At 59.2% G+C, this 14,670-nt stretch carries 13 protein-coding genes; 2 read left to right on the forward strand and 11 right to left on the reverse strand.

The genetic code is table 11. The features are described 5' to 3' along the window. Positions 1-198 precede the first annotated feature (198 nt). From lspA to murJ, 5 genes are all read right to left on the reverse strand, one after another. Positions 199-657: a signal peptidase II gene (gene lspA / locus ACJU26_RS06385; protein WP_414041675.1), complete on the reverse strand. Its 459-nt coding sequence runs from the start codon at positions 655-657 to the stop codon at positions 199-201. Then, on the reverse strand, positions 657-3,479 hold the full coding sequence (gene ileS / locus ACJU26_RS06390; protein WP_414041676.1) for an isoleucine--tRNA ligase: 2,823 nt from the start codon (positions 3,477-3,479) through the stop codon (positions 657-659). The genes lspA and ileS overlap by 1 nt, the downstream gene beginning before the upstream one ends. After that, complete coding sequence (locus ACJU26_RS06395; protein ID WP_414041677.1) at positions 3,458-4,420, reverse strand: bifunctional riboflavin kinase/FAD synthetase; 963 nt, start codon at positions 4,418-4,420, stop codon at positions 3,458-3,460. The genes ileS and ACJU26_RS06395 overlap by 22 nt, the downstream gene beginning before the upstream one ends. 66 nt (positions 4,421-4,486) lie before the next feature. Then, positions 4,487-4,936, reverse strand: a complete 450-nt coding sequence (locus ACJU26_RS06400; RefSeq protein ID WP_414041678.1) for a DUF2203 family protein — start codon at positions 4,934-4,936, stop codon at positions 4,487-4,489. Next, entirely contained in the window at positions 4,929-6,479 is a 1,551-nt protein-coding gene (gene murJ, locus ACJU26_RS06405) for a murein biosynthesis integral membrane protein MurJ (protein WP_414041679.1), read from the reverse strand. Before murJ ends, ACJU26_RS06400 begins: the two co-directional genes overlap by 8 nt. A gap of 348 nt (positions 6,480-6,827) precedes the next feature. Here murJ and ACJU26_RS06410 point away from each other — a divergent pair, with 348 nt between their 5' ends. Next, positions 6,828-7,238, forward strand: coding sequence for a hypothetical protein (locus ACJU26_RS06410; protein ID WP_414041680.1), 411 nt, complete (start codon positions 6,828-6,830; stop codon positions 7,236-7,238). Positions 7,239-7,247: 9 nt separating this feature from the next. Here ACJU26_RS06410 and ACJU26_RS06415 read toward each other — a convergent pair whose 3' ends face one another. From ACJU26_RS06415 to ACJU26_RS06435, 5 genes are all read right to left on the reverse strand, one after another. Beyond that, positions 7,248-7,541 carry a hypothetical protein gene (locus ACJU26_RS06415; RefSeq protein WP_414041681.1) on the reverse strand — a complete coding sequence of 98 codons (294 nt, stop codon included), beginning with the start codon at positions 7,539-7,541 and terminating at the stop codon, positions 7,248-7,250. A 50-nt stretch (positions 7,542-7,591) separates the two neighbouring features. Further along, positions 7,592-9,937: a nitric oxide reductase activation protein NorD gene (locus ACJU26_RS06420; protein WP_414041682.1), complete on the reverse strand. Its 2,346-nt coding sequence runs from the start codon at positions 9,935-9,937 to the stop codon at positions 7,592-7,594. Between the two features lie 29 nt (positions 9,938-9,966). Beyond that, positions 9,967-10,770 carry a CbbQ/NirQ/NorQ/GpvN family protein gene (locus ACJU26_RS06425; protein ID WP_414041683.1) on the reverse strand — a complete coding sequence of 268 codons (804 nt, stop codon included), beginning with the start codon at positions 10,768-10,770 and terminating at the stop codon, positions 9,967-9,969. A gap of 156 nt (positions 10,771-10,926) precedes the next feature. Further along, a complete protein-coding gene (locus tag ACJU26_RS06430; protein ID WP_414041684.1) occupies positions 10,927-11,283 on the reverse strand; it encodes a ribulose bisphosphate carboxylase small subunit in 357 nt (118 codons plus the stop codon). An 88-nt stretch (positions 11,284-11,371) separates the two neighbouring features. Continuing rightward, positions 11,372-12,793 (reverse strand): form I ribulose bisphosphate carboxylase large subunit, encoded by a 1,422-nt coding sequence (locus ACJU26_RS06435; protein WP_414041685.1) that lies wholly within the window; start codon positions 12,791-12,793, stop codon positions 11,372-11,374. Between the two features lie 157 nt (positions 12,794-12,950). On the opposite strand from ACJU26_RS06435, the gene ACJU26_RS06440 reads away from it, so the two are divergent. Then, entirely contained in the window at positions 12,951-13,853 is a 903-nt protein-coding gene (locus ACJU26_RS06440; RefSeq protein WP_414041686.1) for a LysR family transcriptional regulator, read from the forward strand. Between the two features lie 16 nt (positions 13,854-13,869). Here ACJU26_RS06440 and ACJU26_RS06445 read toward each other — a convergent pair whose 3' ends face one another. Beyond that, complete coding sequence (locus ACJU26_RS06445) at positions 13,870-14,499, reverse strand: carbonic anhydrase (RefSeq protein WP_414041687.1); 630 nt, start codon at positions 14,497-14,499, stop codon at positions 13,870-13,872. Positions 14,500-14,670 lie beyond the last annotated feature (171 nt).

Raw genomic sequence — 14,670 nt, forward strand, 5'->3', positions numbered from 1 at the left:
AGAGAACAGGCAAGGAGTATGCCAAAAATAATTATCTCATGTGGAACAAAGGGATATGCTTTCAGTAAGGATCGATGCACAGAAATTTGTCACGATTTGACGACAGCAGCGGGAACATAAGCAAGCCCGTAGCAACAGATCCCCATGTTTGGCTTGGATAATCCTGAAAACACCGCTTCGTGGGAGGTGTGGCGACGTTCAGTGGCGGCGAAAAGCATCCAGAACCAGGATCACGGCACCGATACTGATGGCACTGTCGGCAATATTGAAGTAGGGCCAATATAAAGTACCCCAGTGGGCACCAATAAAGTCCACGACATAGCCGAGCCGAATGCGGTCAATGAGATTCCCTACCGCCCCACCCAGAATGAGGGCGAGGGCAACCGCTGTCCGGGTACTGCCCGGCTTGAGGCGTCGCAAGATGGCGACGATGATCGCGACCACCAGCAGGGCAATCCCAATGAGCAACCAGCGCTGCCAGCCGCCGGCACCGGCCAGAAAACTGAAAGCCGCACCCGTATTGTGCACCAGCCGAAAATTGAGCAGACCGGGAATCACCACCACCCCCTGACCTACACGCCAGATGTGGCTCAGCCAGAGCTTGACGCCCTGATCGATCAGAACGACGGCGAAAGACAGCCAGAGATAACGTAACATCAGCAAAACTCCCGATTTTCGCCAGGTAATTCCAGGTTGCTCACACAACGCCCACAGATTTCCGGATGTTCGGCATACTGTCCGACGTCGGGACGACGATGCCAGCAACGTGCGCATTTGCTGGCCGTGCTGCTGTGGACCTCCAGGGCCACTCCGGGAATCAGTTCCGCGCCAGCTTCCGGCCGTGCCGAATAGGCAAGAATGCTGCAGGCCGAAGTCATTAAAAAATAGCGGAGTTCTTCTCCCAATGGGCGTAAGAAGTCCTCCCAGTCCTGATTGGCATAAATCCGGAGTTCCGCATCCAGCCCCGAGCCAATTTTCTTGTCCTGTCGCAAGGGTTCCAGCGTGACGTTCACCGCCTCCCGTAGCTGACTGAGGCGGTCCCAGCGGGCGCTGAGCTGAAGCGTATCCTCCGGCAAGGGCAGCGATGGATATTCCCCAAAAAACACACTGGGTGCAGAACGGTTGCGCATCTCCTGCCAAATTTCTTCCGCCGTAAAACTCAGGACGGGCGCCATCCAGCGCACCATGGCTTCGAGCATTTGCCAGAGCACCGTTTGTGCAGAACGACGGGCACGGGAAGCGGCTGGTGAAGTATACAGGCGGTCCTTGAGCACATCCAGATACAGCCCCCCGAGGTCCACGGAACAGAAATGATGCAGTTTTTGCTGCACTTTCAGAAACTGATACTCCGCGTAGGCGGCGCGGATTTCTTCCTGCAGCAGTGCCGTGCGCGCCAGCATCCAGCGGTCCATTTCCAGCAAGTCGGCGGTAGGCAGGGCATCTTTGCTGTAGTCAAAATCATGGGTGTTGCCGAGAATATAGCGGGCGGTGTTGCGGATGCGCCGATAGCTGTCTCCCAGTTGCTTGACAATGGCGTCGGAAATGGGGATTTCTCCCCGATAATCTGCCGAAGCCACCCAGAGCCGGAGAATATCGGCGCCATAACGGTCGATGATGCTCTGGGGGGCAATGACGTTACCCACAGACTTACTCATTTTGCGACCTTCACCATCCACGGTGAACCCATGGGTCAGTACAGCCTTGAAGGGCGCTCGGCCCCGACTGGCCACGGATTCCAGCAGGGAAGACTGGAACCAACCGCGATGCTGGTCAGAGCCTTCCAGATACAGGTCTGCGGGACTACGCAGCTCGGGGCGTTGTTCCAGGACGAAAGCATGGGTGGAGCCAGAGTCAAACCAGACATCGAGAATGTCGGTACCCTTGTGGAAATGGGTATGCCCACAGACAGCGCAACGGGCGTCCGTCGGGAGGAAATCCTGTTCGGGTTGATTGAACCAGGCATCGACGCCATTGGCTTCGACCGCATCAGCAATGCGCGCGAAAGTCTCCGCGTCACGGAATGGTTCACCGCATTGCGCACAGGAGAACAAGGCCACCGGGACGCCCCAGGCTCTTTGCCGGGAAATGCACCAATCCGGACGTTGCCGGACCATGCCGGCAATCCGTTCTTTCCCCCAGTCCGGAATCCAGCGGGTATCCTCGATGGCGGTCAGTGCCTTTTCGCGCAACTGGTTGACGGACATGCTGATAAACCATTGCGGCGTCGCCCGGAACAGCAGGGGGGTTTTATGCCGCCAGCAGTGGGGATAACTGTGACGGATTTTTTCCAGATGCAGCAGGGCCTTATTCTCTTGCAAGAGTTCGATGATGCGCTCGTTGGCCTGGCGGATATTCAGTCCGCCGAGTCCATGAGGCAGGTCATCGCGCAGGCGGCCATTGTCCTGCAAGGGGCTGTCCACGGGCAGATGATAGTGGCGACTGGCCTCATAATCTTCCACGCCGTGGGCGGGAGCAGTATGTACGCAGCCGGTTCCCGCTTCGAGGGTGACATGCTCGCCGAGGATGACCGGAACCTGGCGATCCAGAAAAGGATGCTGCAACAGCAGTCCTTCAAGACGCGCACCGGCACATTCCGCAAGCACTGCATGGGCAGATTCCGGGCTTTCGCCATAGCGGGCGAGGGTGCTTTCCGCCAGATCGGCTGCCACCAGAATGTACCGGTGGCCACTGCGCAGAAGCACATAGCGGTACTCAGGATGCAGGGCCACCGCCTGATTGGCGGGTAATGTCCAGGGAGTGGTAGTCCAGATCACCACACTGGCATCTACTGCTTCATTCAGCCCCAGGCGTTGTTGCAGGTCCGTAGGATCCACTACCGAAAAAGCCACATCAATGGAAGGATCGGTGCGGTCCTGATATTCCACTTCGGCTTCGGCCAGGGCGCTGCCACAATCCACACACCAATGAACCGGTTTGACACCACGCACCACCTGACCATTGACGGTCAGGCGGCCCAGTTCCCGCAGAATATTGGCTTCTGCCGCAAAATGCATGGTCAGATAGGGATGTTGCCAATCTCCGAGAATGCCCAAGCGTTCAAAATCCTGCCGCTGTCCGACAATCTGGCTTTCCGCGTAGCTTCGACAGGCATTGCGAAATTCCTGGGCACTGACTTTTTCACCGGGTCGGCCCAGTTCTTTTTCCACCTGGATTTCAATGGGCAGTCCATGGCAATCCCAGCCTGGCACATAGGGTACCCGATAACCTTCGCTCAATTTGCTTTTATTGATGATATCCTTGAGGATTTTATTGACAGCATGACCAATATGGATTTTGCCGTTGGCATAAGGCGGGCCGTCATGCAGGATAAATACCGGTGCCGTGCTGCGCGCCGCCTGGATGGAGGCATATAAATCATGCTCCTGCCAGCGCGCCAGGGTGGCGGGTTCACGTTCCGGAAGTTTGCCCTGCATGGGAAAATCCGTTTGGGGAAGGTTCAAGGTGAGTTTGTAGTCCATGGGTTTTGCAAATCCTCAGGGTGTTCGGCAAAAAAACGGCGAGCATGCAGGATGTCCTGGGCAATGGCGGCCTTGAGGGCATCGAGATCCGGGTATTTTTCTTCATGGCGGAGTTGCTGGTGCAGTTCGACTGTCACATGCTGACCATACAGATCCGGATTGTCGGCATCCAGGCAATGGGCCTCCAGCACCATCTGCTTCCCGCCGACGGTGGGTCGCAAACCAATGCTGATCGCTGCCATCCAGCTTCCTTGGGGGCTATGCAAGCGCCCGGCAAAAATCCCCTTGACCGGAACAGGACGGCGATTCAGCGGAATATTGGCCGTCGGGAAACCGAGTTCTCGGCCCAGATGGTTGCCATGCACGATTTTTCCGCAGAGGGCATAGGGTCTGCCGAGCCACCGATTGGCCTGACACAGCTTGCCCGCCTGCAGGGCGGCACGAATTCCGGTACTGCTGACCCTCTGGCCGTCCAGACTGAATGCTGCCTGTTCCATCACGGTAAAACCATATTGCCGACCATAACGCTGGAGCAGGTGCAGATCCCCACGTCGGGCGGCACCAAAACGAAAATCATGGCCCACCACCAGAAAACGACACTGTAACTGTTGCACCAGAATTTGGGTGATGAAAGCTTCCGCAGACACTTGTGCCAGTGTCTGATTAAAAGGGAGGCAATAGACCTGATCGACACCGTAATGACGCAGGGCAAGCACTTTTTCGCGAAGACTGCTCAGTCGGGGCGCTGCTTTGCCTGCCTGAAAAAACTCCCGAGGCAGAGGCTCAAAAGTCAGTACGGCAGTTGGTAGTCCTTCTTGCTGCAGGGACTGCAGCAGAGCCTGGTGTCCCCGATGGACTCCATCGAAATTGCCGATGCTGACCGCCAGTTCCGTGCTGGCAGGGCGATGGGTGCGACGATGGAAAAAGCTTGGGAAACTCATGCGGGATCAGTGAACATCCGTTTTGCGGAAAAATGGCGACATCTTAGCGTAAATTCGTGGATAACCCTAGATCATCGGTGTGCAGTCTGCCCATTCGGGCTGCATTTCACGAATGACCTCCAGCAGGGGACGACGTTGCCCGAAGCCCTGGGCATGGCCATGGTAGTAAGCCAAGGCCGGTTCCGGGTGGCGCCAGCACAAATACCCATCACTCGTGTCAAAGTCCACCAGCCACAAGCCGGAAACGACCACGCCCAGGCGCTCCATCTTGTTGATCCAGCGTTGCACGATTTCTTCGTAGAGGCTTTCCTGATGCTGTAAAACCGGGTGATTTTCCATGTTGGCGCGCATGGCATCGAGGATGGGCGCAAGTTCATCAAAAGCCTGGGCGGTAATGTTGCGCACCAGGGGAAAAATCTGCTGTGCTTCCAGGAGCGTGAATATCCGAATCTGGCCCGGTCGCTGAATGGCCAGGACGGAATTTCCATGTCCATGTAATCCGTCAGTGTCAGACACGCTCGCTTCTCCTTCGGATGATGTCGCGCAGCTCATGGATGCCCAGTCCCCAGGTGCCGCCCAAATAGATAAGTGCTGCCATAGCCACCAAGCCCAGCACCCGTAGCAGTCTTTCCCACAAGGGCAGAGCGAGCCAGAGTGCGGTATCGCCTCGCCAGAAAAATAACACCAAGCCCATGATGATCGCCATAATGCTGGATTTCAGCAAAAAGGGCAGCCATCCGGGTTGCATCCGGTACAGGCCATCCCGATGCAGGCGGCGCCAAAGCAAGGCGGCATTGACCAGCGCTGCGGTGCTGGTTGCCAGAGACAGACCCAACTGCTGCAAGGGCCAGGCGAGAATCAGGCTGATGCCCATGTTGACGGCCACACTGATCATGCCGAAACGCACGGGGGTGCGGGTATTTTGATGGGCATAAAAAGCGGGTGCCAGAACCCGGGCAGCAATGATGGGCAAAATGCCGATGCCATAGCCCATCAGACTCAGGCTGCTTTGAGCGGCATCTGCGGCACTGTAAGCGCCATAACGGAACAGGCTGATCAACAGCGGTTCTGCCAGAATCAGCAGGCCAATGGTTGCGGGCAGGCCGATCAGCCAGGTCAGGCGCAAGGCCCAGTCGAGGGTTTCGGGAAATTGTGTGGAGCGTTCAGCCGCCTGTCGGGATAGCAGGGGGAGGACCACCGTGCCCAGGGCAACGCCGAAAACTCCCAGGGGAAACTCCACCAGCCGGTCGGAATAATATAAATAGGAAACCACATTTGCCCCAACCAGAGAGGCCAGGATGGTATTCAGAAACAAATTTACCTGGGCGACCGATGCACCGAAAGCGGCCGGTCCCATCAGCCGCAGCACCTTGGCGACTCCCTGGTCACCGCGGCGCAGCCGTGGCCAGCGAAGATAACCCAGTTTTTTCAGGGAAGGAAACTGAAAGAGCAATTGCACTACTCCGCCAATCAGCACTCCCCAGGCTATGGCGAAGACCGGTTGTTGCAGATGTGGTGCCCAGAACAGGGCGGCGGCAATGATGCTGAGATTCAGAAAAACCGGAGTAAAGGCGGGCACGGTAAAATGCCCGTGGGTGTTGAGAATTCCCCCGGCCAGGGCCACCAGAGAAATCAGGAAAAGATAAGGAAAGGTGATGCGCAACAACGCCACCGTCAACTGAAATTTGGCAGGATCGGCGGCGAAACCGGGGGCGATGGCATAGACGACCAGGCTGGCGCCGAGAATACCGAGCAGGGTGAAAATAGCCAGGCTGAGTGCCAGCCAAGCGCTGACATCGGCCACAAAAGCCTGGGTTTCCGCTGTTGTACGCTGGGCGCGATATTCTCCCAGCACGGGAACGAAAGATTGGGAAAACGCGCCCTCTCCAAACAGTCGGCGAAACAGATTGGGAATCCGGAAGGCCACAAAAAAAGCATCCGCCATTTCCCCCGCGCCAAAAAGGTGGGCAAGGATGATGTCCCGAGCAAAACCGAGGAGTCGGGAAAGCAGGGTATTACTCCCGACTTGCAGCACGCTGCGCAGGGGATGTTTACTCATGCAAGCTCAGGACGGATGGGGGCATCGGCGAATAATGGCACGGTCGCTCGGATCGGCCAAGGTTCAAATAGCATTCAGCATGATCAGGATGACCTTATTTAGTATCGCCCGTGGGGTAAAAATTCTGGTTTTTTGCGCGACTACTCTCAAATATTTGCTCTTTCTGTATACGGCATGCCCGTGTCTGAGAGTGTGGAAGCCGTGAGACCCACGCTTGCAGATGGAATTTTATCTCTATATTCTCATGAGATCCCTCTAGATAGTTGTGGAAGGAGGCTCGTATCGGCACGCATGGGATGCGAGCCCATTAGCTTGTCAGGTGCCGGCATTCCGCGAAAGGAGCTTGTGATGGAAATCACCGTGTATCGTGCTGCGCCGTTGTTCCGGAAGCCGCGCACCCTGCCCGCGGTGACCTACAATCTGGCCCGGATGCTCCAGGCCCGCAGTCCCAAAGGCGTGGCCTTCGTGCCCATTCGTTCCATGCAGGTGCTGGCCATCCTCGACAGCACCGAATTCGTCTTTCTCGACAGCCAGTACAAGAGTTGGGCGATGCTGGCCTGGCAGGGGTTTCACCCCAATGTCCGCACCGCGCTCGACGCGCCCGTGCCCTTCGAATGCGTGCACTATGAAGACACCGCACGGGAGGCCATGCGCCGCCTGGTGCGCGAATTCCACATCGCGCTCGAACAGCTCACCGCGAAGCAGCGCATCGACGGCCCGGCCAAGGTGCTCAGCCTCGGCGCGCGGCGCTCATCCTGAGGCTGAGCGTTACTCGTCTTCTCCCAACTCGGCATTCCAGCCGCCCTCTTTTGCGCGGGCCACGGCCTCGGCGTAGATGCGGGTGTGGCGCTCGGCGAGTTCAGGCGGAAGGCGGCTGGGGAGGTTGCCGTATTGATCCCACGCCTTGTCCACCTTGTCCATCAGGGCCTGCATCTGGCCGAGGCTCCACCCGGCGCAGTCCTGGGTGTCGGCAATGAAGCCGAACACCCGGGCGTCGAGCACCACGCGGCCGAGCTGGGTGATGCCGTGCCTGTCCTGATCGAGTCCGACGTATTTGTCCATGTGGCGCCTTTGCATGCAAAGCCTGAGGGATGGAACCGCTGCGATGTGGATTACCGCGTCAGCCCGGCGTAGAGCAGCGGCAGCTTTTCCGGCAGGCGTTGCGCATGATCGACGACCATGTAATGGGTCTGGCCGAAGATGCGCGACACATACTGGTCGGCGCGTGGGTCCAGGCTCATGCAGTAGGTGACGACGCCCAGCTTGGCCACGTCTTCCACGGCCTTCTTGGTGTCGGCGCGCAGGTATTGCGGGTCGCGCACGTCGATGTCGGCGGGTTCGCCGTCGGTGATGACCAGCAGCAGCTTCCTGGCCGATTTCTGCAATTGCAGGTGATGCCCGGCGTGACGAATGGCCGCGCCCATGCGGGTGGAGAGCTGCCCGGTCATGCCGGCCAGCCGCGCCTTGGGCTCTTCGTTCCAGTGCTGGTCGAAGTCCTTGAAGCGCAGGTACTGCACATCGTGGCGGCCGTCGGAGCAGAAGCCGTGGATGGCGAAGGGGTCGCCCACCTTGCTAATGGCGTCGGCCAGCAGCACGCAGGCCTGACGGGTGAGGTCGAGCACGGAATAGTCCTGTCCCGCGACCTTGTCGTTGGTCGATTCGGACAGGTCGAGCAGCACCAGGATGGAGAAGTCGCGCACGCTGCGCACGCTGCGCATCATGATGCGCGGATCGGGCTGCTGCCCCATGCGCAAGTCGATGAAGCTGGCGATGGCGGCGTTGATGTCGATCTCGTCGCCGTCTTCGAGCTTGCGAATGCGCTGCACACCCTGCGGCTGCATGGTGTCGAGCAGGAACTTCATGCGGTGAATCTCGCGCTTGTACTGCGCGGTGATGGCATTGATGACGTCCAGATCGCCCAGCTTGCCACGCCGCTCCAGTACGGTGGCCCAGGCGGGCCGTTCGAGCTGGATCTGGTAGTCCCACTCGGAATAATGAAACGGTTCGGAGACGGGCTCCTTGCCTTCCAGCTCGTTGTAGCTCTGGCCCAGGTCTTCGTAGGGAAACAGTTCGGTGCCGAGCACCCAGATTTCCTCGGCGTCGTCGCCGGCGGTCTCGACGTCGACCTCATTGACCATTTCCATCACATTGACGTGCTTGCGCAGCTGCTGGACCGATTCATAGCCCGCGCCGGCCGCCTGGTCGAAGTCAAACTCGGCGAACTCCCAGAAATAGCGGTTGTCGTCGCGGTAGGGGGCGCTGAGCAGGTCGCTGCGCGGGTGGAAGGGCAGGCGCTTTTCGGCCTGCAGCCTGTGCGCCAGGGTGACGCCGATGTCCCAGGAGATCTGGTTGTCGTGCAGGCGGTTTTGCGCCGCAGCGAACAGCACGCGGCCTTCGACGATCCACGGATCGGCGTCTTTGTAATCGTCGTCGAGCAGGGCGCGGGCGAGGCGGTCGAGATGGTCGCCCACGCTGTGCGTCAGGTCGGGCGTGGCGCCGTGCAGACGGGCCCAGAGCTGTTTCAGGCCGGGAAAACGGCGGATGGACAGGGCCTCCACCCGCGCGTCCTCGATCACGCCGATGACGGCCATCTGATAGGGCGTGAGCGCCTCGGCGGAAATGGGTTGTCGGGTCTCCACCATATGGGCGGCGCAGTGGGCGGCGGCGGCGCGGTAGACCTCCAGGCCGGACACCGGCTCGCAGCCTTCGACCGCGAAATCGTCGTAAGCGTCGGGCAGGTGCAGCAGATAGTCTGCGATATAGGGCTTGTAGCCCTCGCGGCTTTCAAAGTCGCCGGAAGTCGGGCGCATGAAAAAGTCGCGCGCCCACAGCGCCCGCAGGTACATGTTGATACGCCGCTGCACGTCAACCAGCAGCGTGCCTTTGCGTTCTTTCTGCAGCATGGCGAGTGATTCCTTGCTCTGCAGGCTGAAGTAGGCGATCTGCTCTTCGTAGTTGGTGCGGTGCGCATGCGCGCCCCACAGCGCCCAGCGCCGCAGCCCGCCCAGGGTGAGCTGGGAGAACAGCACGTCGAGCTTGTCGAGCATGGGACGCACGCCACGCGGCGCCTGGGCGATGAGCGTGTTGACGAACTGCAGGTAGTGGGAAAACAGCTCGGCGTCGCCCAGGCGCTGGGCTGCCGTCGGTGCGGTGGCCAGCAGGCGTTCGATGACTGCGCCCGAGGTCTTGGAGGCCAGGGTGAGCGCGGCAGTGGCGAGTTCGACCAGCACATCCTCGCCCACCTCCTTGGCCACCAGCGGGGCATTGTCGATCCAGTTCTCCACCAGCGAGTCGCCCTTGCCCAGGCCGCGCAGCGCTCCGGCTCCCTTGAGATAGTTGTCTAGCCCCCGCGGACTGAACACCTTGGTGGCGTCATGCCAGGCGCCTTCGAGCACTTCCCGGCTGTGCGGCGACAGGTCTTCGAGGTAGTCGGCGTAATCGTCGAGGGTGATGGCCATGGCATTGTCTCCTGCTTCGACGGCGAAAATCAGAAAAAGGTGGAGACAGCGGCATCCAGCGCGTCGCGCATGTCGGGGTCGTCGGTGATGGGGCGTACCAGCGCCACGCGGCAGGCGGCCTTGGCGTCCACGCCCTTGGCGATGAGCGAACCGGCGTAGATCAACATGCGGGTGGACAGACCCTCATCGAGGCCGTGGCCCTTGAGATTGCGACTGCGCTCGGCGATGGACACCAGCTTCTCGGCCATGTCCCTGGGCACGCCGGACTCGTGCACCACGATCTCGGATTCGATGGCGGGTTCAGGATAGGTGAAGTCCAGGCCGCCGAAGCGCTGCTTGGTGGATTGCTTCAGATCCTTCATCAGCGACTGGTAGCCGGGATTGTAGGAGATGACGATCTGAAAATCGGGATGCGCATGCACCAGTTCGCCCTTTTTCTCCAGCGGCAGCACGCGGCGGTCGTCGGTCAGCGGGTGGATGACCACGGTGGTGTCCTGCCGCGCTTCGACGATTTCGTCGAGGTAGCAGATGGCGCCATGCCGTGCGGCGATGGCCAGCGGGCCGTCCTGCCACTCGGTGCCGGTCGCCGAGAGCAGAAAGCGGCCGACCAGGTCGGAGGCGGTCATGTCCTCGTTGCAGGCCACGGTGATCAGCGGCTTGTTCAGCCGATACGCCATAGCCTCGACGAAGCGGGTCTTGCCGCAGCCGGTGGGACCCTTGAGCATCATGGGCATGCGCACCGAGTAGGCGGCTTCGAACAGTTCCACTTCGTCGGCGACGTGGCGGTAATACGGTTCCTGGGTGATGCGGTACTGATCGATGATGCTGCTCATGGAGAACTCCTCATGTTGAATGGGTATTCGTCTGCTGATGACGCGCTCGATGTGGCGTGCAGGGCGCTTCATGGGCGGACAAACAAAAGCCCCCGTGCCCTTGCGGGGCGACGGGGGCCAGGGCGCGCCCAATTACGGTCACCCGTCGCGTGTGATTTACACCGTTTTGCCGCGATAGATCACCATGGAGGTGCCTTGCGATTGGCTGAAGTTATCATAGCCGATTAGCCGCACATGGTTTTCCGGGTTGGCCTTGTGGCAAGCCTCGGCTTCAGACAGGATTCTGTCCACATCGGTTTCCCCGAACATCGGCAGCTTCCACATGTACCAGTAGGAGCTCATCATGTGTTCTGGCTCGATGTGCTCGATGGCCGGGTTCCAGCCTTTTTTCACCAGGTACTCCACTTCCTTTTTGATCTGCTCGGGCTTCATAGCGGGCAGGTAGGAGAAGGTTTCGAACTTGCGGCTGGCAGGGTCGCTCAGCCGACTTTTGTAATCCATCACTTCAGACATTTTGATTTCCTTTCAAGTCGATCCATTTGAACAGCGCACCGAGTTTGATCTGCGGACACGCCGCGCCAACCTTTTACAACAACAGTGCTTACTTGTGGGCGACATCGAGCTTGTCCACGGTGTCAAATTCGAACTTGATTTCCTTCCATGTTTCCATGGCGATCTTCAGTTCGGGGCTGGACTTGGCGGCCTCTGTTAGGATGGCCTTGCCTTCCTTCTCCACGGCACGACCTTCGTTGCGCGCTTCGACGCAGGCTTCCAGTGCCACACGGTTGGCGGCGGCGCCGGCGGCATTGCCCCAGGGATGGCCCAATGTGCCGCCGCCAAACTGCAGCACAGAATTATCACCGAAGATGGTGACCAGTGCGGGCATGTGCCAGACGTGGATGCCACCGGAGGCCACCGGCATGACGCCAGGCATGGAACCCCAGTCCTGGTCGAAGAATATCCCTCGCGAACGGTCTTCCTTGATGAACTCGTCGCGCATCAGGTCGATCCAGCCCAGGGTCGCCTCGCGGTCGCCTTCGAGCTTGCCCACCACGGTGCCGGAGTGCAGGTGGTCGCCGCCGGACAGACGCAGCACCTTGGTCAGCACGCGGAAGTGGATGCCGTGGTGCGGGTTGCGGTCGAGCACGGCATGCATGGCGCGGTGGATGTGCAGCAGCATGCCGTTGTCTCGGCACCAGTTGGCCAGGCCGGTATTGGCCGTCAGACCGCCGGTCAGGTAGTCGTGCATGATGATGGGGGCGCCGATTTCCCTGGCAAATTCGGCCCGCTTGTACATCTCTTCGGGGGTGGGGGCAGTGACGTTCAGGTAGTGGCCCTTGCGCTCGCCGGTTTCGCGCTGCGCCTTTTCGGTGGCTTCCTGCACGAAGGCGAAGCGGTCGCGCCAGCGCATGAAGGGCTGGCTGTTGACGTTTTCGTCGTCCTTGGTGAAGTCGAGACCGCCGCGCAGGCACTCATACACGGCGCGGCCGTAGTTCTTGGCCGACAGACCCAGCTTGGGCTTGATGGTGCAACCCAGCAGCGGACGGCCATACTTGTTCATCTTGTCGCGTTCTACCTGGATGCCGTTGGGCGGGCCGCCGCAGGTCTTGACGTAGGCGATGGGAAAGCGCACGTCTTCCAGGCGCAGGGCGCGCAGCGCCTTGAAGCCGAACACGTTGCCGACCAGCGATGTCAGGACGTTGACCACCGAACCCTCTTCGAACAGGTCGATCGGGTAAGCCACGAAGGCGTAGAAGCAGGTGTCATCGCCCGGCACATCCTCAATGTGATAGGCTCGGCCTTTGTAGTAGTCGAGGTCGGTCAGCAGGTCGGTCCACACCGTGGTCCAGGTGCCGGTGGACGACTCGGCAGCCACGGCAGCGGCTACTTCTTCACGATCGACGCCCGGTTGCGGAGTGATCTTGAAGCAGGCCAAGATATCCGTATCCTTAGGCTCGTAATTGGGAGTCCAGTAAGTTTGCCGGTATTCCTTCACTCCGGCGTTGTAAGTCTTGACGGCCATGTTCGGCACCTCCTTAAGTAATTGCTGGCGCCCCGGCTGTCCAGGGCGTCGCCCCACCAGGGGCGACCCTTGCAATATAGGACTGGTTATTTATAAACTCCAATCAGGGTTTATGATTTTTACGATAAGTTTTAGCTTATGGTACGGAGGGCGTCCCATGCACCTGACCCTACGGCAGATCAAGGTCTTTGAGGCGGTGGCCCGACACCGGAGTTTTACCCGGGCCGCCGCCGAGCTATACCTCACCCAGCCCGCCGTCTCCATGCAGATCAAGCAACTGGAAGAAACCACGGGGCTTCCGCTCTTCGAGCAATTGGGAAAACGGGTGTATCTCACGGAGGCGGGAAAGGAGTTCGCCCGCTACAGCCGGGCCATCACTCAGCAACTGAACGAAGCCGCCCAGGTACTGGACGAGCTGAAGGGTTTGCAAAGGGGGAGGCTGCAGATATCAGTGGCGACCACCGGTGCCTACATTGCGCCCTACCTCCTGTCAGCCTTCGCCCGCAGCTTCCCGGGAATCATGGTGAACATGACCGTCACTAACCGTCAGGTATTGCTCGAACAACTGGAGAACAACGAGGTGGACATGGCCATCATGGGACAGCCGCCCGAAGACGTTCCTCTGGAAGCCGTCCCCTTCTTGGAGAACCTCCTGGTGGTGGCAGCCCCTCCCGGCCACCCCCTGGTGGGGAAGGGCACCATACCCCTCAAGGCCTTGGAAAATGAACCCTTCATCATTCGCGAGGAAGGTTCGGGGACCCGCAGTGCCGCAGAAAGGTTTTTCGCATCTGCCGGGGTGAAGATCAACGCCATCATGGAGATGAGCAGTCACGAGGCTATCAAGCATGCGGTGCGGGCGGGGCTGGGGCTTGGCATCGTCTCCACCCACACCATCCGACTCGAACTGGAAGGTGGGTATCTGGCTATCCTGGATGTCGAATCCCTGCCCATCCGACGTCACTGGTATCTGGTGCACCGCCGGGGCAAGCGCCTCGCCGGGGCCGCGCTGGCATTCAACGATTATCTGCTAGGCCAGGACGTTCCTCGCTTACTGCCGTGACGGGTGCCTGCAGAAATCAGGCAAGTTTATCGAATTTCTGCCTTTTCACATCATAGGCGAGGAGAGCCCCTTCTTCCATATCGAAGTACCAGCCATGCAACTGTAACTCCCCCCGCACCACGCGGCGGCGTACGCTGTCAAAAGTCAGCAGGTTTTCCAGAGAAACCAGGATGCTGGCTTTTTCGAGGGCAGCGGCCTGCTCTTCCGGGCTGGCACCCCCATACTCCCGCAATACGTCTGACCGGGCATCCTTGGCGATGGATACCCAGGGGCCGATATACTTGCCTTCCGTGTTGTTCAATAGCGCTTTTATGCCACCGCAATGGGAATGGCCATTGACGATGATATGCTCCACCCCCAAGTGGCTGACCGCAAAATCCACTGCAGCACTGGTGCCATGCAGGTGACCGTCCTGCTCCGCAGGAGGAACAAGATTGGCGATGTTGCGCACCACAAAAATGCTTCCGGGTTCCTTGCCGTAAAGAGAAGAAGGTGTGACGCGGGAATCCGAACAGCCGATCAACATGACTTTTGGGCTTTGCCCTTCCTCTATCAAGGTATCGAAAAAGTCTGGTCGTTCTACATAAAAGCGGCGATGGAATTCCTTGAAGCCCTCGATCATGGTGCTGATGACGTCATTTTTCATTGCCGGTATCTCCCTCGTTCATTTCCTAAATCAAGGTCTCAAAGGGCGAAGTTGAATCATGAGGCAGGGTTCGAATATAGTCGAGCGATTGTAACGGTATTTGACGCATCGCTCCAGTCTGAGTCTGTTTCGTGAGCACTCAGAAGAGGTATCCTATTGGGAAAGCATCAT

The organism is Acidithiobacillus sp. M4-SHS-6, from assembly GCF_047421495.1.
In the GTDB taxonomy this organism is placed as follows: Bacteria; Pseudomonadota; Gammaproteobacteria; order Acidithiobacillales; family Acidithiobacillaceae; genus Acidithiobacillus.